This window comes from Methylorubrum extorquens (genome assembly GCF_024169925.1).
GTDB lineage: Bacteria > Pseudomonadota > Alphaproteobacteria > Rhizobiales > Beijerinckiaceae > Methylobacterium > Methylobacterium extorquens_A.
This window is the reverse complement of sequence record NZ_JALJXF010000001.1, coordinates 4,421,820-4,442,757: the sequence shown is the minus strand read 5'-3', so window position 1 is coordinate 4,442,757 and position 20,938 is coordinate 4,421,820. Positions and strand designations below refer to the sequence as shown.

Genomic DNA, 20,938 nt, shown 5'->3' with positions numbered 1-20,938 from the left:
ATCTCAGCCCATCGCCGCCAGGATCGCCTCGGACGCGGCGACCGCGCCGAACACGCCGCCCTGCATCGTCACCATCTTCAACGCCGCCTCGTGGTTGCCGGGATCGGTGGCGGCGGTGCCGTCGGAGACGATCACGCATTCGAAGCCGCGGTCGTTGGCCTCGCGCATGGTGGTGTGGACGCAGACATCCGTGGTGATGCCGGTGAGGATCAGGTTGCGGATGCCCCGCGTCGTCAGGATCAGTTCGAGGTCGGTGGCGCAAAACGAGCCCTTGCCCGGCTTGTCGATCACCGGCTCGTCTGGACGCGGCGCCAGCTCGGGGATGATCTCCCAGCCCGGCTCGCCGCGCACCAGCACCCGCCCGCAGGGACCGGGATCGCCGATGCCCGCCCCGATCCGGCGCGAGCGCCAGCGCTTGTTGGCGGGGAGATCCGCGAGATCCGGCCGATGGCCCTCGCGGGTGTGGATCACGGCGTAGCCGCCCGTCCGCGCGGCGGCGAGAAGCCGCGCGATCGGTTCAATCGGCGCGCGGGTGAGGGCAAGGTCGTAGCCCATGGCATCGACGTAGCCGCCCTTGCCGCAGAAGTCGGTCTGCATGTCGATGATGACGAGCGCCGTGGTCTTCGGGTCGAGCGAGCCGTCGTAGGGCCAGGGATAGGGCTCGGCGGCGACGAAGCGCCCGCCCCCGGCCGACTCGGCCGAGGGGAAGGGGATGACGCTCACTCCGCCGCCTCCCGAACCGCCGACGTCTGGCCCTCGCCATAGGCGCGGGTCGGGGCCGGAAAGCCGCACGAGGTGCCGTCCGTCACCTTCACCGTCTCCTCCCACGGCAGGCGGTAACGGCCCGCGGCGAGGTCGTGCATGTAGGTGTAGGGGCAGTCCCCCGCGCCGCCCTTCACCGCCGTGTAGCCGCGGTGACCGAGCTGGTAGATGTTGTTCTCGACGCCCCAATGCGCCCGCGCCTCGCGCACGAGGTCCGGCCGCACCTCGGCGGTGATGATCTCGTCGACGCGGCCGGTGGTGCCGTGGGCGATGATGGTGCCGTCGAAGTTGACGATCATGCCTTCGCCCATCGAGTCGAAGGTGCCGTCCGAGCCGCACATGCAGACGTTGGCGGTCACCATCAGGTTGCAGAAGGCGTTTCCCTGGTTGGTGAAGCGCCAGGATTCGCGGATCGGCGCGGTGTAGCCGGCCGTGCGGATCATGATCTCGGCGCCCTTGTAGGCGCATTCGCGCGCCATCTCCGGGAACATGCCGTCGTGGCAGATGATGAGGCCGATCTTGGCTCCCTTCGGCCCCTCGATCACCGGGATGCCGAGATCGCCCGGTTCCCAGGGCTCGACCGGTACCCAGGGGTGCATCTTGCGATAGTAGAGCTTGAGTTCGCCGGTCTCGTCGATGATGAGACCGGAATTGAACGGGTTGCCGTTCGGGTTGGCCTCCATGATCGAGAAGCAGCCCCAGATCCGGTTGTCGCGGCAGGCCTGTTTGAAGGCCGCGACCTCCGGGCCGTCGAGGGTGCACAGGATCTCGGGACGCGTGTCCATCGACAGGCCGTGCAGGGCGTATTCGGGGAAGACGACCAGATCCATGCTCGCCATGTTGGCGCGCGCCTTGGCGACCATCGCGACGATGCGCTCGGTCTGCGCGGCCACGTCGGCCCGCGTGGCGATGGTCGGCAATTGAAGCTGGACGAGGCCGATGACGACGCCGTTCGGGGATTTGTTCAGCCCACCGAGACCATTCATGAAGCGACCTTACTTGAGGGACAATTCGCCCGGCGCGCCGGTCAGCGCCCGGTCCGGCGAGGAGGTGGCGATCAGAAGCGCCAGGGTGAGGACGTAGGGCGCGGCGTAGAACAGGTAGTAGCCCTGAGAGATGCCGACGGATTGCAGGGCGGGTCCGAGTGCCCCGGCGCCCCCGAACAGCAGGGCCGCCCCGAAGCAGGCGAGCGGGTTCCAGCGGGCGAAGATGACGAGCGCCACCGCCATCAGACCCTGTCCGGACGAGATGCCCTCGTTCCACGAGCCGGGATAGTAGAGCGAGAGATAGGCGCCGCCGATCCCGGCGAGCACGCCGCCCGCGGCGGTCGCCAGGAGCCGCACGCGGTCGACGTCGTAGCCCATGGCGCGCGCCGCCTCCGCGCTGTCGCCGACCACGCGCACGATCAGACCCGCCTTGGTGTTGCGGAACGCCCACCACAGGAACAGCGCCAGCGCCGCGCCGGCCAGGAACAGCACGTTGACGCGGAGCGCCGCCTGGACCTGTGGCAGGTCGGACCAGAAGCCGAGAGGGATCGCCGGCAGCGGCGGGGCCGAGGGTTGGATGAAGGGCTTGCCGAGAAAGAAGGCGAGGCCCGATCCGAACAGCATCAGTGCGATGCCGATCGCCACGTCGTTGACCCGGGGGAAGCGGCAGATGAAGCCGTGCAGCCCGCCGAAGGCGCCGCCCGCGAGCCCCGCGACCGCCACGCCGGCCCAGGGACTGCCCGTCTGCACGGCGGTGGCGTAGGCCGACATCGCCCCGAAGACGAGGGTACCCTCCAGCCCGAGATTGATCCGCCCCGAGCGCTCGGTGATGGTCTCGCCGAGGCTCACGAACAGGAACGGCGTCGAGACGCGGATCGCCCCGCCGATCACGGCGAGCAGCACGGTTCCCAGTCCGAGATCGTCGCTCATCGCCCGTCCTCGATACCGGCTCTCACGGGGCCACCCCGCGCTTTCCCGCCCAGAGATGCGGGCTGAAGGGCTTGAAGCGCCCGTAGAGCGTCTCGCTGACGAGCACGACGAGGAAGAGCAGTCCTTCGAGCACGAGGACCGTGGCGTCGGGCAGCTGCATCCGGCGCTGGATCAGCCCGTTGGAGGCTTCGATGCCGCCGAGCAGGAAGGCCACCGGCAGGATCGCCAGGGGATTGTGGCGGGCGAGGAAGGCGACGAGGATGCCGGTATAGCCGAAGCCCGCATTGAGCGAGGCGTTGGCGTTGCCGTGCACCGCCGCGACCTCGAAGAAGCCGGCCAGCGCCGCGCAGGCGCCGCCGAGCGCCGTGAAGCCGACGACGAGCCGCCCGACCGGCAATCCCTGGATCTGCGCGGCCCGCACATTGCCGCCCGCGATGCGCGCAGCGAAGCCGATCGTCGTGCGCTCGGTGAGCCCGTAGGCGGCCAGGCAGGCGAGAATGCCGATGCCGAGGCCCCAGTGAACCTCCAGGCCCGGTAGGAGGCCGACCGCGAACGCCTCGCCGATCGGCCATGTGGAGGGCTTGTTGAGGCTGCCCGGATCGCGCAGCAGACCCTCGATCAGGTGGTTCGAGAGCGCGATGGCGATGTAGGACATCAGCAGGCTGGCGATAGTCTCGTTGACGCCGCGATAGGCGCGCAGCGCGCCGACGGCGCCGATCCAGGCCGCTCCGGCCCCTGCTGCGGCAAGCGCCATCAGCGGCACCGCGAGCATCGGGGAGAAGCCCTGGAGCGGCTGCGCTGCGGCCGCCGCGGCTACGCCTCCCAGCACGATCGCGCCCTCGCCGCCGATCACCACGAGGCCGAGCCGGGCGGGCAGAGCCACGCAGAGCGCGGCGAGCAGCAGGGGCGCGGCGCGCTGCAGGCTGTTCTGGATGGCGAAGGGCGAGCCGAAGCCGCCGCGCCAGACGAGGTCGAGGAAGGCGAGCGGGCTCTTTCCGAGGGCGAGCAGGAAGAGGGAGAACAGCAGGAAGCCGGCAATGACCGCACCGGCCGGGATCGCCAGGGCCTCGGCCCGGCGCGCGAGCCAGGCCCGGGCCTGGAGCGAGGCCGGCGGATGGTCCGGGCCGATCACGGCGCTCTCCACGAGCGGCCGTGCGGGGGCAGTGGTGTCAGCGGCCATCGCTCAGTCCTCGCCCGCCGAGCGGCAGAAACCGTGCCAAGCCGTCCCTCACCGCCCCGCCCCGAAGCGCAGGCCCGCCCGCGCCGTGCGACGGCAGGGCGGATGGTGCGCGGCAGCCGCTCTCGGGTGGAGCCCAGGATCCGCCGGCATCCGGCGGGATGGCGGGGGCCGCATCAGGCCGAGCCTTTCACGCCCTCGACGAGGTAGTTGGTCTTCTCCAGCTCGATCGCGTTCTCGGCGAACGCCTTGCCGGGGCCGGCGATCTCGTTGCCCTTGTTGTCCTTGAGCGGCCCCTTGATGATGGCAAAGCCCCCCTTCATCATCTCCGCCTTGACCGCGTCGGCGTTCTTGCGCGCCGCCTCGGACACGGCGGGTCCGTAGGGGCTCATCTTCACGAACCCGTCCGGCAAGCCGCCGCGCACGAAGTTCGGGGGCGCCTTGCCCGCCTGCATGTCGGCGACGAAGCCCTTGTAGATCGAGGCCCAGTTCCACTCGGCGCCGGTGAGGTACTTGTCCTTGGCCAGCGCCGACTGGTCGGCGTGGTAGCCGCAGACGAAGGCCCCGCGCCGCGCGGCGGTCTCGACCACGACCTTGGGGCCGTCGACGTGGCAGGTGATCACGTCGGCCCCGGCGTCGATGAGTGCGTTGGTCGCCTCCGCCTCCTTGACCGCGAGCGACCACTCGCCGGTGAAGATCACCTGCAGGGTGATGGACGGGTCGACGCTGCGCGCGCCGAGCAGGAAGCCGTTGACGTTGTTGAGCACCTGGGGGACCGGCTTGGCCGCGACGAAGCCGAGCCGCTTCGACTTCGAGGCGTGGGCGGCGACGATGCCGTTCAGGTACTGTCCCTGCGCGATGTAGCCGAAATACGAGCCGGCGTTCTTCGGGTTCGCCTCGGTCCAGAGGCCGCCGCAATGGCGGAACTGCACCTTCGGGTTCTTCTTGGCCTCGATCAGGACATGCGGATCGAAGTAGCCGAACGAGGTCGGGAAGACGAGGCTCGCGCCGTCCAGGTTGATCATGCTCTCCATGGTCTTCTGGACGTCGGTGGTCTCGCGGACGTTCTCCTCCTCGACGACCTGGAGGCCGGGGAGCGCCTTGAGGGCGGCCGCCCCTTGGGCGTGGGCTTGGTTGTAGCCGTAATCGTCCTTCGGCCCGACATAGATGAAGCCGATGGTGAGCGGGCCGGCGGCCCGGGCGCGGCCGAAGGGCAGCGCGCCGAGCGAGAGGGCGGCCGCTCCGCCGAGCAGATGTCTGCGGGAGAAAGGATGGGCTGACACGAGGCGCGATCCGTCTTTCCAGGCCGTCTGCACAAGCTTGGCAAGCATCGATCCTGTTCCGTGCAGAGAAAAGAGCAAAGTTTCAGCATCGGAACGCTGGTCAGCTGGCAGGGAAAACCCTGTCGAATTGGATGGCACGCCTAAAAACATATCTGCGGATGCTTGCTTTCGCGCCAGCCTTCCTCCGGAGACGCCTCATCGACTCGGGGCGAAGACGCGGCCGAGCGCCGCCGGTGCCAGCGAGCCGCCCCGACGCCGGCCGAGCGACAGCAGGACGAGGGCCAGGATGGTGGCGAGATAGGGGGCCGCCGAGAGCAACTGGCCCGGCAGGCCGAGACCCGCGGCCTGGGCGTGGAGTTGGAGCACGGTCGCCCCGCCGAAGAGCAGTGCCCCCGCGGCCACCCGCAGCGGCTGCCAGGAGGCGAAAACCACGAGTGCCAGGGCGATCCAGCCCCGTCCGGCCGTCATCGCCGGCGCCCAGAACGGCGTGTAGGCCAGCGACAGGTAGGCGCCCGCCAGCCCCGCGCAGGCACCGCCGAACAGCACCGCGAGGAAGCGGACCTTGCGCACCTTGAGCCCGAGGGCGTGGGTCGCGGTGTGATCGTCGCCGATGGCGCGCAGGGTCAACCCGGCGCGGGTGCGCCAGAGAAACCACCACACCCCCGCAACAATGAGGAGGGCTGCGTAGACGAAGGCGTCGTGTCCGAACAGCAGCCGGCCGATCCCGGGGAGGTCGGTGAGGCCGGGCAGATGAAGATGGGGCGCCGGATCGCGCTTCATCCCGACATAGCCGGCGCCGACGAGGCCGGAGAGCCCCAACCCGAGGATCGTCAGCGCCAGTCCCGAGGCGACTTGATTGGCCGCCAGCCCCACGGTGAGAATGCCGAAGAGCGCGGCAAGCAGCAGGCCCGCCCCGGCCCCGCCAAGGGCACCGAGCCCGGTCGATCCGGTCTCGGTCGCGACGGCGAAGCCGGCGGCCGCGCCCAGCACCATCATGCCCTCGACGCCGAGGTTGAGCACGCCGGCGCGCTCCACGACGAGTTCACCGATGGCGGCCAGGATCAACGGGGTCGCCGCCGTCAGCACCGTGACGAGCACCATCTGGACGATGTCGAGGCTCATGGTGTCACCCGTGTGCTCGCGCCGCCCGGCACGATCCGAACGTGGTAGCGCGTAAGCACGTCGGCCCCGAGCACGAGGCAGAGCAGCAGCCCCTGGAAGGCGCGAGTCAGGTCAAGCGGCAGTTTCAGGTCGATCTGAGCCCCCTCCCCGCCGATCGTCGTCAGGGCGATGACGAGCGCTGCGAGCAGGATGCCCGGCGGGCTGAGACGCCCCAGGAAGGCGACGATGATGGCGGTGAAGCCGTAGCCCGGTGAGATCTCCGGCTGAAGCTGGCCGATCCGTCCGGCCACCTCGCAGATGCCGGCGAGCCCCGCCGCGCCGCCGGAGATCGCGAAGACCGAGAGCGTCAGCCGCGCGTCCGAGAAGCCGGCAAAGCGGGCTGCCCGCGGACTCGCGCCGACGGCGCGCACCTCGAAGCCGAACAGGGTCCGCGCCAGGACGAGGGCCGCCAGCACGATTCCCAGAAGCCCGATGAGCACGCCCGCGTGGAGCGACTCGCCCTCCATCAGCAGAGGCAACCGGGCGGCGTCGGCGAAGCTGACGCTCTGCGGGAAGTTGTAGCCCTGCGGATCGCGCAAGGGCCCGCGCACCATGTAGTCGAGCAGCAACTGCGCGACGTAGACGAGCATCAGGCTGGTCAGGATCTCCGAGACGCCGAGCCTGACCCGCAGCAGCGCCGGTATCATCGCGTAGGCGATGCCGGCACACGTGCCGGCGATCAGCATCGCGGGCAGGATCCAGACGGTGGGCCCCTGGAAACCGTGCGCGGCAACCGCGACCCAGCCCCCCGCGAGGCCGCCGGCTACGTACTGGCCCTCCGCCCCGATGTTCCACAGGTTGGCGCGGTAGCAGAAGGCGAGACCGGTCGCGATCAGGGCGAGCGGCGCGGCCTTCAGCGCGACCTCCTGCAGCGACCAGACCTCGCTCAGGGGCGCGACGAAGTAGGTGAGGAAGGCCTGTTCCGGCGCCACGCCGAGGGCCGCGACCGCGATCCCGCCGATCAGGACCGCGGCGAGGAAGGCGAGCGCGGGCGCGACCAGGTCGAGCCAGGGCGACCGGCGCGCGCGGGGGAGGAGATCAAGGCGCATCGCGCATCCCGTTCATTCCTGGCTGGCTTCTCACGCTTGCGGGGCGGATCAGGGTGGGTTCAGGACACGGGCGCGACGGCTCGGGCCGCGGGCACCGCCGGAGGCTCGCCGGTCTGCGGCTCCGGCTCGCCGGCCCCGCCCATCAGCAGCCCCAGGGCCGCGCGGCTGGTCGCAGCGGCCGGGACGGGCCGCGAGAGCGCGCCGGCATGCAGCACGGCGATGGAATCGGCGATCTCGAACAACTCGTCGAGATCCTGGCTGATCACGATCACCGCGCACCCTCGGCCGGCGAGATCGAGCACGGCCTGCCGGATATGGGCGGCGGCGGCGGCATCGACGCCCCAGGTCGGCTGGTTGATGACGAGGATGCCCGGCTCGGCCAGGATCTCGCGCCCGACCACGAATTTCTGCAGGTTGCCGCCCGAGAGCGTGCCGGCCGCCGGGTCCGGTCCGGCCCCGCGGACGTCGAAGGCGTCGATCACCCGCCGGGCGAGCGCCCGCGCCGCGACGAGTCGCAGCAGGCCCAGCCAAGTGAGCGACGCCGTGGCGTGGCGGGAGAGCAGCGCGTTCTCCGACAGTGTCATCGACGGGACGGCGGCGTGGCCGTTGCGCTCCTCGGGCACGAAGGCGGCCCCGAGCCGGCGCCGGGCATTGATGCCGAGATGACCCGCCGCCCGGCCGTCGAGGCGCACGGCCCCGGCCGCCGGGGCCCGGCTCTCGCCGGACAGGGCGTCGAACAGCTCCGCCTGCCCGTTGCCGGCGATCCCGGCGATGCCGAGGATCTCGCCGCCCGCGACGCGGAGCGCGATGTCCCGCAGCGGCGTCCCGTGCAGGCCGGGCGCGGGCAGTGACAGGCGCTCCAGCACCAGGCGCTCGGGGCGGCCCGCGCGGGCCGCCTTCGGCCGCACCTCGCTCACCCCCGCGCCGACCATCATCGCGGCAAGCGAGCGGGCGGTCTCCGCCTGCGGATTGCAGGTGCCGACGACCCGGCCACCCCGCAGGATCGTGGCCCGGGTGCAGAGGCGGCGCACCTCGTCGAGCCGGTGGGAGATGTAGAGCAGGGCGCGACCCTCGTCGCGCAGGCGTTCCAGCACCGAGAACAGCACCTCCGCCTCGCCCGGTGTCAGCACCGAGGTCGGCTCGTCGAGGATCACGAGCTTCGGGTTCTGGAGCAGGCAGCGCACGATCTCGATGCGCTGGCGCTCGCCCGCCGAGAGCGACCAGACCGGCCGCGCGGGATCGAGATGCAGGCCGTAATCCGCCCCGAGCCGGGCGATCCGCTCCGCCAGCGCCCGGCCCGTCAGCCCGGCGGGCATGACGAGGGCGATGTTCTCGGCGACCGTCAGGTTCTCGCACAGCGAGAAGTGCTGGAACACCATGCCGATGCCGAGCGCCCGCGCGGCCTCGGGGTTCGCCAGCCGCACGATGTCGCCCTGATGCGTGACGACGCCCTCGCTCGGCTCCAGGAGGCCGTAAAGGATCTTCATCAGGGTCGATTTGCCGGCGCCGTTCTCGCCGAGCAGGGCGTGGATTTCGCCGGCGCGAATCTCCAGATCGATGCCGTCATTGGCGGTGAAGGCGCCGAAGCGCTTGACGATGCCGTAGGCCCCGAAGAGCGGGGTTGGGCCTCCCCGCGGACCCGGCGCAGCGGATGCGGTAGCCATCACGCCGTCCCGAACAGGCTGCGGGCCAGCCGCGAATGTTCCTCGCGCAGGCGCCTGGTCTCGAGGCCGAGCGGCTGCCCGTCGATCACCCGCCATGCGCCCGCGACCATGACCCGGTCGGCCCGGTGGGCGCCGCAAAGGACCAGCGCCGCGAGCGGGTCGTGGGCGCCGGAGAAGCGCAGTTCGTCGAGGGTGAACAGCGCCAGATCCGCCTCCCGGCCCGGCTCGATCCGGCCGATGTCGTCGCGCCCGAGGCAGGCGGCGGAGCCTTCCGTTGCCCAGCGCAGGGCGTCGAGATGGGTCACGGCCTCCGCGCCGTAGGTGAGCCTATTCATCATCAGGGCGTGGCGCACGCCCTCGATCAGGTTGGAATTGTCGTTGGAGGCCGAGCCGTCGACGCCGAGGCCCACGGGCGAGCCCGCCGCCTCCAGCTCGCAGGTCCGGCACTGGCCCGAGGCCAGCACCATGTTCGAGGTCGGGCAGTGGCACACGCCGACGCCGGCCGCGCCGAGGCGCCTCACCTCGTCGTCGTTGAAATGGATTCCGTGGGCGAGCCAGGCCCGCGAGGTCATCCAGCCGACCTCTTCGAGATAGTCCACCGGGCGCTGTCCGAAGGCCTCCAGGCAGAAGGCGTTCTCGTCGAGCGTCTCGCCGAGATGGGTGTGCAGGCGGCAATCGTGGCGCTCGGCGAGCGCCGCGCTCTCGCGCATCAGGCGCTTGGTGACGTTGAACGGCGAGCACGGCGCGAGCCCGATCTGCACCATCGCGCCGGGCGCGGGATCGTGGAACAGGCGCAGCACCCGCTCGCTGTCGGCCAGGATCGTGTCGTCGTCCTGCACCAGCGACTCGGGCGGCAGGCCGCCGTCCTTCTCCGACAGGCTCATCGAGCCGCGGGTGACGAAGGCGCGGATGCCGAGGGAGCGCGCCTCCTCGACTTGGATGTCGACGGCGCTCTCCAAGCCCTTCGGGAACAAGTAGTGATGGTCGCCCGCCGTGGTGCAGCCCGAGAGCAGCAGTTCCGTGTAAGCGAGCCGCGTCGCCAGCCGGAAGGCGTCCGGGGTCAGCCTCGGCCAGACCGTCGAGAGCGCCTTGAGCCAGGGGAAGAGCGGCTTGTTGATCGCGACCGGATGGGCGCGTGTCAGCGTCTGGAAGAAGTGGTGGTGCGTGTTGACGAGGCCGGGGATGACGACGTGGCGCGAGGCATCGACGATCTCGTCGACCGGGCTCGCGGGCCGGGCGCCCGCGGCCACGACTTCGGCGATGCGGGTGCCCTCCACCACGAGCCCGCCGCCGGCCCCTGTTGCGAGGATCGCCAGCGGATCGCGCAGCCAGAGACGGCGGGGGCGAGGGCTCGATTCCATCATCCGGCTTCGCTTCCTGTCGGAGATCAGAAGATGTGGAAGGCGACGCCGGCGAGGAAGCTCTTCTCCTCGGTGCCCTTGAAGGTCGCCGTCTCCTGGTTGCCGAACTTGTTCAGCCAGTACTGGAAGCCGATGAAGACATCGACCTTGTTGGGCTGATCGTAAACGAGCTTGCCGAGATCGAGCACGAGGTTGGTGCGCGACAGGAATTCCAGCCCGCGCGGCGGGTTGAAGGCGAAGGCGGCGGGGTTGTTGCTGATTCCGCGGCCCTTGGGCAGGACGATGTTGTTGAATCCGGCCAGCGTCAGCGGCAGGCCGGTGAAGGTCAGCGGCAGGTTATAGACGATCTCGAATTCGGGGACCGTGTTGAAGCTCTGGTCGCGGTCGGGCTGGGTGTTGAAGCCGTTGCGGTTCCATTCCTTGTAGGCGTGGACCGACAGGTTCAGGAAGCCGGCCGGCACGTCGAAGGCGAAGTTCAGGCCGCCGACGACGTCGCGCTTCTTCGAGCCGAAGGCGTCGTTCTGCGAATTGGCGTCGAAGCCGAAGGAGAGCGAGACTTCCTTGACGATGCCTGGGAAGGCGAAGGCCTTGGTGCCGGTCAGGGCGTTCAGGCTGAGCGTGCCGCGGTAGAGGCCGTAGGCTTCGGTGTTGCCGTAATCGGCGAAGGTCGGAACGCCACCGGGGGTGTTGGTCGTGCCGGCGGGGAACTGCGACCCGGACTTGAGGATGTCGAGGGAGAAGAAGTTCGTGCCGTAGGCCCAGGCATCGGCGTGCGAGATGTTGAGGATGTGCTTGGGCGCCTCGCGCGAGCGGAAACTGCCGTCGGGGCGCTGGATCTGGATGCCGGGCGTGACGGTCGGGAATTGCCAGCGGTAACTGACCTGCGTGTCCGCGAAGAGGAAGAACGGCACTTCCTTCGCGGCCACCGCCTCGGGGGCCCGCTTCTCCCCGAGATCCGCCGCGACCGCCGTACCGACCGTGAAGAGCGACAGCGCAACGGCCGCGAACCCCCGAACCGACATTCTTGTTCTCCTCGTCCTTCCGTTGGTCGGACGGCAGCAACGGGGGTGCCAACGCTCAACAGACTGCGTCCTCCGGGTGCCTGCGCGGCGGCATAAGTCACAAATACGCAACACTTTCGCGCGGCCGCCGGCCGGATCGCCCGTGTATGGCGGGAGCAAGGCTCCTTTTGAGATCGGCAGACGTGGGAGGGCGCGCCTTCGTCGCTCCGAGGTGAGGAGTGGAAACCGTATCCCGTCGGCTTGCCGCCCGGTCATCCTGCGCACGGAATGGACATGATGCCGGCAAGAACCCGGTGCGGGAGAAGTTTGCGGGCCTAGCGGCTCGCGCCGCGCGACCGACGCCGGCTGCGTGCCACCGCCGGATGCCCAGGCCGGCGCCAGCCTGACGACACTTCGTGCATCGAAGACGATGATCGGGCACGATTTTTCGGAAGCCGGCCGCCATCATCGCGGCGGCCCGGACGCTCTCCGGGCTCCGGCCCCGTGCGATCGCTTCGAGGTAGCCCATGCCCGCCCCGCAGCCCCTTCTCGACGCCGAGCCTGCGCCCCTGCCGTTCGATCCGGCCCGGACGGCCCTCGTCGTCATCGACATGCAGCGCGACTTCCTCGAACCCGGCGGCTTCGGCGAGAGCCTGGGCAACGACGTCTCGCTCCTCGCCGCCGCGGTGCCGGCCGCCCGCGCCCTGCTGGCCGCCGCGCGTGCGGCCGGCCTCCTCGTCGTCCACACCCGCGAGGGACACGCACCCGATCTCTCGGACGCCCCGCCGGCCAAGCTGGAGCGCGGCGCGCCGACGGCGCGCATCGGCGAGCCGGGCCCCATGGGCCGCATCCTGATCCGTGGCGAGCCCGGCCACGACATCGTTCCCGAACTCGCCCCCCTCCACGGCGAGCCGGTGATCGACAAGCCGGGCAAGGGCGCCTTCTACGCGACCGGCCTCGCGGCCCTGCTGGAGGCGCGCGCCATCGAGACCCTGATCGTCTGCGGTGTGACGACGGAGGTCTGCGTTCACACCACCGTGCGCGAGGCCAACGACCGCGGCTATCGCTGCGTCGTCGTCGGCGATGCCTGCGGCTCGTACATCCCGGCCTTCCACGAGGCGGGCCTTGCCATGATCAAGGCCCAGGGCGGCATCTTCGGCTGGGTCTCGCACTCCGCCGCGGTGATCGCTGCCCTCGGTCGGGCGTGAGGCGCGCCTGAAGGGCGGAACGGCCGCGGGCGGGCCGGCCGTGGCGCGGCCATTGCAGCGGCTGCCAAGCGCCCGATCCTCAGGGGGGAACCGATGACCGATCACGCTGCGCCCACGCCGATGCCCGATCTCGACGCCTATGCCGCGGCGGCGGCCGCCCTGCTGGGCCTCGCCCTCGATCCGGCCTGGACCGGGGCGATCGTCGCCAACCTTCGGGTGCTCCACGCGGCGGCAGCCCTCGTCGGCGGGTTCCCGCTGCCCGACACCGCCGAGGCGGCCCCGGTCTACACGGCGTGAGCGCGACGACGGATTGGAGCCTCGCCTCGGCCTCCGACATCGCCGGGGCCGTTTCGACGGGGAGGGTGGGCGCCCGCGACGTGGTCGCCGCCGCGTTCGACCGCATCGCCCGCATCGATCCGGCGGTGAACAGCTTCACCGACCGCCTGGCCGCCCGCGCCATCGCCCGCGCCACGGACCTCGACGCCGCGCGGGCCCGCGGGGACGCTCTCGGCCCCCTCGCCGGAGTGCCGTTCGCGGTCAAGAACCTGTTCGACGTCGCCGGGCTTCCGACGCGGGCGGGCTCGCGGATCAACCGCGAGCGGGCGCCGGCCACCCGCGACGCCGCCCTGGTCCGGCGGCTGGAGGCGGCGGGCGCCGTCCTGGTCGGGACCCTCGGCATGGGTGAGTACGCCTACGATTTCACCGGAGAGAACATTCACGACGGCAACACCCGCAACCCGCACGCCCTCGACCACATGTCCGGCGGCTCGTCCGGCGGGTCGGGTGCGGCGGTGACGGCGGGGCTGGTGCCGGTCGCGTTGGCTTCGGACACCAACGGCTCGATCCGCGTGCCCGCCGCCTTCTGCGGCTGCTTCGGGCTCAAGCCCACCTATGGCCGGTTGAGCCGGGCCGGGAGCTTCCCCTTCGTCGGCAGCCTCGACCATCTCGGCCCGATGGCACGCTCGAGCCACGATCTCGCCCTGGCCTACGACGCCATGCAGGGGCCCGATCCCGAGGACCCCGCCGTGGCGCCTCGCCCGGTCGAACCCGCGGTTCCGGACCTCGACCGGGGCGTCGCGGATCTGCGCATCGCGGTGGCCGGCGACTACTTCGCGCAAGGGGGCGACCCGGAGGCCTTCGCCGCCGTCGCGCATGTCGCCCGTGCCCTGGGCGTGACCCGCAGCGTCACGATCCCGGAGGCGGCCCGGGCGCGGGCGGCGGCGTACCTCATCACCGCGGCCGAGGGCGCCGCGCTGCATCTCGACCGGCTGCGTGCCCGCGCCGGCGACTTCGATCCGGCGGTGCGCGACCGGCTCATCGCCGGGGCGATGCTGCCCGCCCCCTTCGTGGAACGGGCGCAGATTTTCCGCCGCTGGTATCGCGACGCCGTGCTGGAACTCTTCCGCGGGGTCGACGTGATCCTCGCGCCGAGCACGCCGGTCCGGGCGCCGCGCTCCGGCCAGACGACCTTTGTGCTGGACGGCGTCGCGTTGCCGGTGCGGCCCAATATCGGCGTGTTCACGCAGCCGATCTCCTTCATCGGCCTGCCCGTGGCCGCGGTGCCGGTCTGGCTCGACGGCGGCCTGCCGCTCGGCGTGCAGGTCATCGCCGCGCCCTGGAACGAGGCGCTCTGCCTGCGGGTGGCGCATCACCTCGAACGCGAGGGCGCGGTCCGGGCGCCGGTCGCGACCTTGAAGGACACGTGATGTTCATCGACGATCCCGCGGTGAAGGCCGAGGTCGAGCAGGTCTTCGCGACCTACGAGGCGGCGCTCGTCAACAACGACGTCGCGACGCTCGAACGCCTGTTCCACGACGATCCCCGCACGATCCGCTACGGTGCGGCGGAGAACCTCTACGGCATGGACGCGATCCGCGCCTTCCGCCGGGTGCGGCCCGCGCAGGGCCTCGCCCGCGACCTCTCGGGCACCGTTATCACCACCTTCGGCCGCGACTGCGCCGTGGCGATGACGCTGTTCCGGCGCGAGGGCGCCCCCGGCCGAGTCGGACGCCAGAGCCAGACCTGGCTGCGCTTTCCCGACGGTTGGAAAGTGGTGGCGGCCCATGTCAGCGTCATCGACGACGCTCCCGGTGAGGGCGCGAGCGGCGCCTGACGCGTCACCGCGCGCGGTGCAGGCCGGGCGGCCGTTTCAGGCCCTCCGATCCATGCCGGCGACAGGCGGCTCGGCCCCCGCGCGGCGGTCAGGGGTCTGACGGCTCGCCGCCGGCCCGCGGTGACGTCAGTGGGCCTGCGCGACCTCGGCCTGACGGATCGCCGCCTCACGGGATGCCGCCTTGTCGCCGAATCCGTTGAAGAACAGGTTCAGCCCCACCGCCGCGATCGCGGCGAGCAGGATGCCTGATTCCAGCAGCGGATGCAGCGCATGCGGCATCTGCTTGAAAAAGTTCGGCGCGACGAGCGGGATCAGGCCGAAACCGACCGAGACCGCGACGACGAACAGATTGTTGCGGTTGCGCGCGAAATCGACGCCGCCGAGGATGCGCGTGCCGGTCGCGCCGACCATGCCGAACATCACGAGGCCGGCCCCGCCGAGAACGCATTGCGGCACGGCCTCGACCAGAGCCGCGAGCTTCGGCACCAGACCGAGGCCGAGCATGATGAAGCCTGCGGCCACCGTCACCCAGCGCGAGCGGACGCCGGTGACGCCGACGAGCCCGATGTTCTGCGAGAACGAGGTGTAGGGAAATGTGTTGAAGATGCCGCCGATGACGGTGCCGAGCCCGTCCGCGCGCAGGCCTCGCGTCAGCCGCCGCTCATCGACCGGATCGGCGGTGATCTGCGACAGCGCCAGGAACATGCCGGTCGATTCGATCATCACGACGATCATCACGAGGCACAGGGTGACGATCGAGACCGGGTCGAAGCTCGGCCAGCCGAAGGCGAAGGGGCGCACGAGGTCGAACCAGGGTGCCGCGGCGACGCGGTCGAGTTCCACCAGACCGGCAAAACCGGCCAGGACCATGCCGAGCGCAATCCCGATCAGCACCGAGGCCGAGGCGACGAAACCCGTGGCGTAGCGGGTGATGGCGAGGATCGCGCAGAGCACGAAGGCGGCGATGCCGAGATAGACGGGGGCGCCGTAATTCGGGTTGCCGACGCCGCCGGCGGCCCAGTTCACCCCGACCCGCATCAGCGAGATGCCGATGACGAGGATGATGGTGCCGGTCACGACCGGCGGGAACAGCGGCAGGAGACGCCCGATCAGCGGGGCGACGACGAGGCCGAACAGGCCGGAGGCGATGACGGCGCCGTAGATGCCGGTGAGGCCGATCGCCGGATTCGCCCCCATGGAGAGCATCGGGCCGACGGCCGCGAACGTCACGCCCATCATCACCGGCATGCGGATGCCGATGCCGGGCAGGCCCCAGCTCTGGATCAGCGTAACGATCCCGCAGGCGAACAGGTCGGCGCTGACCAGCATGGCCACCTGCTCGGGCGGCAGCTTGAGCGCGCGGCCGATGATGAGCGGGATCGCCACGGCGCCCGCATACATCACGAGCACATGCTGCAAACCGAGCAGACCGAGGGCCGCGCGGGGAACCCGTTCCTCGGGCTCAAGGGGCACGCGATGCTCGGTCCCGGCCGCGGAAGCCGGCGGGGAAGACGCCATTGACACCATGGGAGACCGGCTCCGAATATCCGGTCACGCCTGCAGGTGTCATGCCAAAAGCGATCACGGCCGGTGCCTCCTTCGACGGGCGGAAGACCTCCTTTCGTAGACACTCGTCGTGCCGTGCGAGGTTGAAGCTCTCGCAAGACCCGCTCTCCCGCGGCAAGCCCGGCGCGGTGTCGTGGATCTGCGGCCGAGTCTGAGCGGCCGACTTGCGCAGCGCCTTCGCGATCGTCTCAGGATCATCGTCGCAGCGGATGTGCTCGGGGATGCCGCCCAGGCACATCGCGTCAGCCAGCGCCTCGATCACGCCGCGACCATTGATGCGCCGTGCCACCTTCAGTCTGTTTCGTCAGGAAGGAAGGGGTGCTCCAGCCGACGCCTCGACGGCCAAGTGCCGGGCCGCGTCCTCGACGGAGTGGCTAGAGCGCATTCCGGCGAAGTGGAAACCGGTTCCAAAGGTGAAAGCAAGGGAACGCAGCCGGTCAGCTCGCGGGAGACGTCCGGGTCCCAGGTGCCAGACCGTGCCGGGCTTCGGCTTCCGCCAGTGAAAGCTCGATGTACTCGACCTGGGCAGGGGGAAGAGTCCGCCACCACGCATCAGGCGCGTTGAAGGCGTCGTAGGCGAACCGCAGCACGGCCTCGGGCTGCAGGTGCGACGGGTCGACAGCGCCGCGCGCCGCGTTCCGAGCGAGAAGCACCTCCCAGGGCACGTCGAACACCTTCCACTCGACGGCAAGGCCGTGTCGTTCGACGACATCAAGCTCGTCCTCGAACACGGAGCGGGTCAGGTGGGTGTCCGCCATCACCACGCTGAAGCCCTGAGCGAGGGCGGTGTCGAGAGCGGCGACCTTCACCGCATGGAGGAGCCGCTGGGCCTGCCGGTCCCGGCCGCCGCCGCGCACCGCCCAGTAGACCTGTCGGTCCGGTGGCCAGAGCGCCTGCCGAAGGTCGTCCAGCGTCAGGTGCACCCAGCCATCCAGCGGGTCGAACCGACGCGCGTAGGTCGTCTTGCCCGCTCCGGGACAGCCGATCAGTCCGACCACCCGCTGACGGCCAGGGTCAGGCATGGTCGGCGGCGGCCTCGTCCTCATCGGCCTCGTCCTCATCGGCCTCGGGATCGGCCTCGATGACCTCGCCGCGGAGGAAGCGGGCCTGGATCTCGGCCACGCGACGGGCCGCTTGGGCGTGACGGCTCGACACTTGGCTGTCCGGATGATGCTCCCCGCCACGCTTGACCGCGAGCAGGTCCGGATCGCCCCAGCGGTCGAGCAACTCCTGGAAGTCCGCATGCCGGCTGGCGTCGAAGGCGATCCGCTGGCCCATCATGTCCTTGTAGGGGTGGGCTGGGTGGAGGGCAGCGCAGGGCACCCAGCCCGCCGGGATCGGCGTCGTCGCCGCATGCGTGCGCCCGCTGCGCAGGAGCTTGGGCAGGACGTGGGTGTGCGGACCCTCCGGGCTCGTGCCGCCAGGTCCCGGGATCGGGGCGTAGACCTCGATGCGCCCGAGCCGCGCGAGGAAAACGCGATGCGGACTCATGGCGACGAGATGCCGACCGATGGGGTTGGCGGGATCGAACAGGGGCCGCCCGGCCCCCGACCGAAGGCAGGAGATGGCCTCCGGGTCGCTCGTGCGCACGCAGGCGTCGACCGCGAGCAAATCCAGGCCCAGGTCGAACAGGATGGCATTCCGGTCCGTTTCGCGGGCGGCCTCCCGGTCGGGACCGAGCTCCGTCACCACGCCGCGCCGGGTCATGGCGCAGGTCGCCTCCGGCAGACATAGAGCGACGGCGTGGTTCCAGCCGGACGCGACCGAGGTCTCGTAGGCGACGGGGCGCAGGTCGGGACAGGCGCTCAAGGCGATGGCGCCGCGTTCGGTCGCCATGCCGAGACGGTCGTCCGGCAGGGCCGAGACCGCCTCGTCCGGATCGCGCATGAACTCGGCGATGGCGCCGAAGCTGCCGAGGCTCCAGGCGGTGCCGGGGGCCGCCAAGGCTTCACGCAGCAGGTCCGTGACCGCATCAGCCTGGGATGATGGCGCCATCGCTCTTCTCCTTCGTCGCCCCGGAACGCGCCCAGGGCAGGATGTATCGGGTTCCGTCCGCGGCCTCGCCCCGCTCCGCCGTGACGCCGAACACGCGGGCAAGCAAGGAATCGGTCAACGCCTCCTCCGGCCGCCCGTCCGCGACCAGCCGGCCGCCGGACAGCACGACGATCCGGTCGCAGAACCGGGCCGCGAGGGCGAGGTCGTGTAAGACGGCGACGACCCCGACGCCGTCGCGCGACGCAGCGCGCAGCAGGGCCATGGCGTCGAGCTGGTGGGCGGGGTCGAGGGCCGTGACCGGTTCGTCGGCCAGCAACCAATCGGCCTCGACCGCGAGCGCCCGGGCGAGCAGCGCGCGCATGCGCTCGCCCGACGACAGGGTCGGCTCGGTCCGGTCGGCGAGGTGCCCGATGTCGGTACGCTCCATCGCCCGCGCAACGGCGACCGCGTCGGCGTCCGAGAACCCCGCGAAGGCACGGCGGTGCGGCAGGCGGCCGAGCGCCACGATCTCGCGCACGCGCATCGGCCAGCCGATGCCGGCACCCTGGAACAGGGCGGCGACGCGGCGGGCCCGTTCGTCGCGGTTCAGGCTGGACAGCGCTCGGCCTTCGAGGATGACGCGGCCTCGGGCCGGCGCGACCAGCGCCGCCAGGACGCGCAGGAGCGTGGTCTTGCCGGCGCCGTTCGGCCCGACCAGCCCGACGAAGCGGCCGCGCTCCAGCACAAGGTCGATGTCCGACAGGATCGTCCGGCCATCCAGCGTGACCCGGACGTCGTGGAGACCGAGGCTCATGCCGGCCTCCCGCGGTTGCGCAGCAGAAGGACGATCAGGAATGGCGCCCCGACGAGCGCGGTCACCACGCCGAGCTTCAGCTCGGGCCGGGTGGCGAGCAGGCGCACGCCGATGTCGGCGGCGAGCACGAGGACAGCGCCGGCGAGGCCGCTCGGCAACAGGTTGGCGCCGGGCCGGGCCCCGACGAGCGGACGCATCAGGTGCGGCACGACGAGGCCGACGAAGCCGATGGCGCCGGAGACCGCCACCCCGCTGCCGACGGCGAGCGCCGCGCCGGTGACGAGGCGCAGGCGGACTGAGACGAGGCCGATCCCGAGGCTCGCCGCGGTGTCCTCCCCGAGCGTGAGAGCGTCGAGTGCGGAACCGGTCGAGAGCATCAGGCCCCAGCCCACCACCATCAGCGGCAGGCAGAGGAGGACGTGGTCGAGGCTGCGGTCGGCAAGCGAGCCCATCAGCCAGAACACGATCTCCAGGGCCGCGTAGGGGTTCGGCGACAGGTTGAGCGCCAGCGCGGTCAGGGCGCCTGCCAGGCTCGACAAGCCGACGCCGGCCAGGATCAGCCCGAGCGTGGAACTGCCGCGGGCGGCGAGCACGTTGAGGAGCAGCGCCGCCACTGCCGCGCCGGCAATGCCGCCGAGCGGCAGGGCCAGGCTCAGCGAGGCGGCAAGCCCGCTGTAGAAGACCAGCACGGCCCCCAAGGCGGCAGCCGAGGAGATCCCGAGGATGCCGGGGTCGGCCAGCGGGTTGCGCAGGTAGCCCTGCATCGCCGCGCCGGTCAGGCCGAGGCTGAACCCGACGAGGCCACCGAGAAGCGCTCGCGGGACACGCAATTCCCACAGCACCATCGCGGGCAGTGTGGTCTGACCGGCAACGAGGTCCGCGAACGCGGCCGGCACGTCGAAGGGTGCATAGCCGATCGCGACCGAGGCGAGCGTCAGGGTGAGGATCGCGACGCCGAGGACGGCGACGACGGCACCGCGGACGCGCAGCGTGTCCGGGCGTCGCGAGACGGGATCGGCGATGGTCCGAACGGGCGCGTTCATGGCCGAGGCGCCCGCGCGTTCGCGGCGGCCGCCAGCTGCGCCACGACCTCGGCGACCTGAGGGCCCGGACAGGTCCAGAAGCGGTTCGGGATGGAGACGGTCCGACCCCTGCGCGCGAGAGCCCGGAAGACGGGATGGTGCAGAAGCGTGTCGGCGAGCGAAGGCATGCCCGGCGTTCCCTCGTCGGTCACGATCAGGTCGGCGTTCGCGAGCGCGGCGGCTTCGAGCGGCACCTGCCCGAACCGGTCGCGGCCCATCTCGGCAGCCATGTTCACGAGGCCGGCGGCGCGGATGAGCGCGTCGCCAAGGCCGCCGGGCGCGACCGTGAAGGCGTTCGGGCGCATGACGAGGGCCCGCAACGGCCGTGTCGATGGGGTAACCGACGCGAGCCTGGCATCGAGGTCTGCGACCAAGGCCTCCCCCCGCTCGGGGTGCCCGAGCGCTCGCGCGACCTGCCGGATCTGGGAACGCACGCCGTCGAGGTCGGTCGGCACGCCGAGTTCGAGCACGGGCGAGCCGACGCGCTTGAGCATGCCGACGGTCGCGCGCGTCGTGAAGGCGCCCGCGATGACGAGGTCTGGCCGGAGCGCGACAACCTCCTCGGTAAGGCCGCGCGTCACCGGAACTCCGGCGGCCTCGGCTGAGACCGTCGATCCGCGTGGGTCGCCGGCGAGATAGGTGACGGCCAGCACCTGGTCGCGGTCGGCGAGCCGCAGGACGAGCTCGTCCGCGCACAGGTTCATCGAGACCACGCGCACCGGCGCCTCGGCCATGCCGGCGGCCTGGGCCGCGGGCACGGCGGCCAGGACCGCCGACAGAAAGGTCACGGCTCGTGACGGCATCGTC

Annotated in this window: 20 protein-coding genes and 1 pseudogene; 4 read left to right on the top strand and 17 right to left on the bottom strand. The window is 71.0% G+C overall.

Annotated features, from left to right (window positions below; genetic code table 11):
* Positions 1-3: 3 nt before the first annotated feature.
* The 10 genes from biuH to J2W78_RS20675 all read right to left on the bottom strand — a co-directional run bounded on the left by biuH (position 4) and on the right by J2W78_RS20675 (position 11,395).
* Positions 4-723, bottom strand: a complete 720-nt coding sequence (gene biuH, locus J2W78_RS20720; protein ID WP_253373482.1) for a biuret amidohydrolase — start codon at positions 721-723, stop codon at positions 4-6.
* Complete coding sequence (locus J2W78_RS20715; protein ID WP_253373481.1) at positions 720-1,748, bottom strand: formamidase; 1,029 nt, start codon at positions 1,746-1,748, stop codon at positions 720-722. The genes biuH and J2W78_RS20715 overlap by 4 nt, the downstream gene beginning before the upstream one ends.
* A 9-nt stretch (positions 1,749-1,757) precedes the next feature.
* Complete coding sequence (locus J2W78_RS20710) at positions 1,758-2,678, bottom strand: ABC transporter permease (RefSeq protein ID WP_253373480.1); 921 nt, start codon at positions 2,676-2,678, stop codon at positions 1,758-1,760.
* Positions 2,679-2,700: 22 nt separating this feature from the next.
* Positions 2,701-3,858 carry an ABC transporter permease gene (locus J2W78_RS20705; RefSeq protein WP_253373479.1) on the bottom strand — a complete coding sequence of 386 codons (1,158 nt, stop codon included), beginning with the start codon at positions 3,856-3,858 and terminating at the stop codon, positions 2,701-2,703.
* Positions 3,859-4,031: 173 nt separating this feature from the next.
* Complete coding sequence (locus J2W78_RS20700; protein ID WP_253373478.1) at positions 4,032-5,138, bottom strand: BMP family ABC transporter substrate-binding protein; 1,107 nt, start codon at positions 5,136-5,138, stop codon at positions 4,032-4,034.
* Positions 5,139-5,333: 195 nt separating this feature from the next.
* Complete coding sequence (locus tag J2W78_RS20695) at positions 5,334-6,260, bottom strand: ABC transporter permease (RefSeq protein ID WP_253373477.1); 927 nt, start codon at positions 6,258-6,260, stop codon at positions 5,334-5,336.
* Positions 6,257-7,348 carry an ABC transporter permease gene (locus tag J2W78_RS20690; RefSeq protein WP_253373476.1) on the bottom strand — a complete coding sequence of 364 codons (1,092 nt, stop codon included), beginning with the start codon at positions 7,346-7,348 and terminating at the stop codon, positions 6,257-6,259. The genes J2W78_RS20695 and J2W78_RS20690 overlap by 4 nt, the downstream gene beginning before the upstream one ends.
* Before the next feature lie 59 nt (positions 7,349-7,407).
* Positions 7,408-9,012: an ABC transporter ATP-binding protein gene (locus tag J2W78_RS20685; RefSeq protein ID WP_253373475.1), complete on the bottom strand. Its 1,605-nt coding sequence runs from the start codon at positions 9,010-9,012 to the stop codon at positions 7,408-7,410.
* A complete protein-coding gene (locus J2W78_RS20680) occupies positions 9,012-10,376 on the bottom strand; it encodes an 8-oxoguanine deaminase (protein ID WP_253373474.1) in 1,365 nt (454 codons plus the stop codon). The genes J2W78_RS20685 and J2W78_RS20680 overlap by 1 nt, the downstream gene beginning before the upstream one ends.
* Before the next feature lie 23 nt (positions 10,377-10,399).
* Positions 10,400-11,395 (bottom strand): hypothetical protein, encoded by a 996-nt coding sequence (locus tag J2W78_RS20675; RefSeq protein ID WP_253373473.1) that lies wholly within the window; start codon positions 11,393-11,395, stop codon positions 10,400-10,402.
* A gap of 506 nt (positions 11,396-11,901) precedes the next feature.
* Between J2W78_RS20675 and J2W78_RS20670 the strand changes: the two genes are divergently transcribed.
* The 4 genes from J2W78_RS20670 to hpxZ all read left to right on the top strand — a co-directional run bounded on the left by J2W78_RS20670 (position 11,902) and on the right by hpxZ (position 14,695).
* On the top strand, positions 11,902-12,582 hold the full coding sequence (locus tag J2W78_RS20670) for a cysteine hydrolase family protein (RefSeq protein ID WP_253373472.1): 681 nt from the start codon (positions 11,902-11,904) through the stop codon (positions 12,580-12,582).
* Between the two features lie 93 nt (positions 12,583-12,675).
* The gene (locus J2W78_RS20665; protein WP_253373471.1) at positions 12,676-12,879 is read left to right on the top strand and encodes a DUF4089 domain-containing protein; all 204 of its coding nucleotides are present in this window, start codon (positions 12,676-12,678) and stop codon (positions 12,877-12,879) included.
* Positions 12,876-14,288, top strand: coding sequence for an AtzE family amidohydrolase (locus J2W78_RS20660; RefSeq protein ID WP_253373470.1), 1,413 nt, complete (start codon positions 12,876-12,878; stop codon positions 14,286-14,288). The genes J2W78_RS20665 and J2W78_RS20660 overlap by 4 nt, the downstream gene beginning before the upstream one ends.
* Complete coding sequence (gene hpxZ / locus J2W78_RS20655; RefSeq protein ID WP_253373469.1) at positions 14,288-14,695, top strand: oxalurate catabolism protein HpxZ; 408 nt, start codon at positions 14,288-14,290, stop codon at positions 14,693-14,695. Before J2W78_RS20660 ends, hpxZ begins: the two co-directional genes overlap by 1 nt.
* Positions 14,696-14,821: 126 nt before the next feature.
* Here hpxZ and J2W78_RS20650 read toward each other — a convergent pair whose 3' ends face one another.
* From J2W78_RS20650 to J2W78_RS20620, 7 genes and pseudogenes are all read right to left on the bottom strand, one after another.
* Complete coding sequence (locus J2W78_RS20650; RefSeq protein WP_253373468.1) at positions 14,822-16,222, bottom strand: nucleobase:cation symporter-2 family protein; 1,401 nt, start codon at positions 16,220-16,222, stop codon at positions 14,822-14,824.
* Positions 16,158-16,556, bottom strand: a pseudogene (locus tag J2W78_RS20645) (hypothetical protein); the annotation flags it as partial. The gene J2W78_RS20650 and the pseudogene J2W78_RS20645, both read right to left, overlap by 65 nt.
* A gap of 142 nt (positions 16,557-16,698) precedes the next feature.
* Complete coding sequence (locus J2W78_RS20640) at positions 16,699-17,283, bottom strand: AAA family ATPase (RefSeq protein WP_253373467.1); 585 nt, start codon at positions 17,281-17,283, stop codon at positions 16,699-16,701.
* A complete protein-coding gene (locus tag J2W78_RS20635) occupies positions 17,276-18,256 on the bottom strand; it encodes a DUF6925 family protein (RefSeq protein ID WP_253373466.1) in 981 nt (326 codons plus the stop codon). Before J2W78_RS20635 ends, J2W78_RS20640 begins: the two co-directional genes overlap by 8 nt.
* Positions 18,234-19,049 (bottom strand): ABC transporter ATP-binding protein, encoded by an 816-nt coding sequence (locus tag J2W78_RS20630; RefSeq protein ID WP_253373465.1) that lies wholly within the window; start codon positions 19,047-19,049, stop codon positions 18,234-18,236. Before J2W78_RS20630 ends, J2W78_RS20635 begins: the two co-directional genes overlap by 23 nt.
* On the bottom strand, positions 19,046-20,092 hold the full coding sequence (locus J2W78_RS20625) for a FecCD family ABC transporter permease (protein WP_253373464.1): 1,047 nt from the start codon (positions 20,090-20,092) through the stop codon (positions 19,046-19,048). The genes J2W78_RS20630 and J2W78_RS20625 overlap by 4 nt, the downstream gene beginning before the upstream one ends.
* Positions 20,089-20,934, bottom strand: coding sequence for an ABC transporter substrate-binding protein (locus J2W78_RS20620; RefSeq protein WP_253373463.1), 846 nt, complete (start codon positions 20,932-20,934; stop codon positions 20,089-20,091). The genes J2W78_RS20625 and J2W78_RS20620 overlap by 4 nt, the downstream gene beginning before the upstream one ends.
* Positions 20,935-20,938 lie beyond the last annotated feature (4 nt).

Excerpts from the sequence above, each read along its gene's own strand:
- J2W78_RS20715 (WP_253373481.1), bottom strand. The coding sequence starts at position 1,748 with ATGAATGGTCTCGGTGGGCTGAACAAATCCCCGAACGGCGTCGTCATC.
- J2W78_RS20710 (WP_253373480.1), bottom strand. The coding sequence starts at position 2,678 with ATGAGCGACGATCTCGGACTGGGAACCGTGCTGCTCGCCGTGATCGGC.
- J2W78_RS20705 (WP_253373479.1), bottom strand. The coding sequence starts at position 3,858 with ATGGCCGCTGACACCACTGCCCCCGCACGGCCGCTCGTGGAGAGCGCC.
- J2W78_RS20695 (WP_253373477.1), bottom strand. The coding sequence starts at position 6,260 with ATGAGCCTCGACATCGTCCAGATGGTGCTCGTCACGGTGCTGACGGCG.
- J2W78_RS20690 (WP_253373476.1), bottom strand. The coding sequence starts at position 7,348 with ATGCGCCTTGATCTCCTCCCCCGCGCGCGCCGGTCGCCCTGGCTCGAC.
- J2W78_RS20685 (WP_253373475.1), bottom strand. The coding sequence starts at position 9,012 with ATGGCTACCGCATCCGCTGCGCCGGGTCCGCGGGGAGGCCCAACCCCG.
- J2W78_RS20680 (WP_253373474.1), bottom strand. The coding sequence starts at position 10,376 with ATGATGGAATCGAGCCCTCGCCCCCGCCGTCTCTGGCTGCGCGATCCG.
- J2W78_RS20675 (WP_253373473.1), bottom strand. The coding sequence starts at position 11,395 with ATGTCGGTTCGGGGGTTCGCGGCCGTTGCGCTGTCGCTCTTCACGGTC.
- J2W78_RS20670 (WP_253373472.1), top strand. The coding sequence starts at position 11,902 with ATGCCCGCCCCGCAGCCCCTTCTCGACGCCGAGCCTGCGCCCCTGCCG.
- J2W78_RS20665 (WP_253373471.1), top strand. The coding sequence starts at position 12,676 with ATGACCGATCACGCTGCGCCCACGCCGATGCCCGATCTCGACGCCTAT.
- hpxZ (WP_253373469.1), top strand. The coding sequence starts at position 14,288 with ATGTTCATCGACGATCCCGCGGTGAAGGCCGAGGTCGAGCAGGTCTTC.
- J2W78_RS20650 (WP_253373468.1), bottom strand. The coding sequence starts at position 16,222 with ATGGTGTCAATGGCGTCTTCCCCGCCGGCTTCCGCGGCCGGGACCGAG.
- J2W78_RS20640 (WP_253373467.1), bottom strand. The coding sequence starts at position 17,283 with ATGCCTGACCCTGGCCGTCAGCGGGTGGTCGGACTGATCGGCTGTCCC.
- J2W78_RS20635 (WP_253373466.1), bottom strand. The coding sequence starts at position 18,256 with ATGGCGCCATCATCCCAGGCTGATGCGGTCACGGACCTGCTGCGTGAA.
- J2W78_RS20630 (WP_253373465.1), bottom strand. The coding sequence starts at position 19,049 with ATGAGCCTCGGTCTCCACGACGTCCGGGTCACGCTGGATGGCCGGACG.
- J2W78_RS20625 (WP_253373464.1), bottom strand. The coding sequence starts at position 20,092 with ATGAACGCGCCCGTTCGGACCATCGCCGATCCCGTCTCGCGACGCCCG.
- J2W78_RS20620 (WP_253373463.1), bottom strand. The coding sequence starts at position 20,934 with ATGCCGTCACGAGCCGTGACCTTTCTGTCGGCGGTCCTGGCCGCCGTG.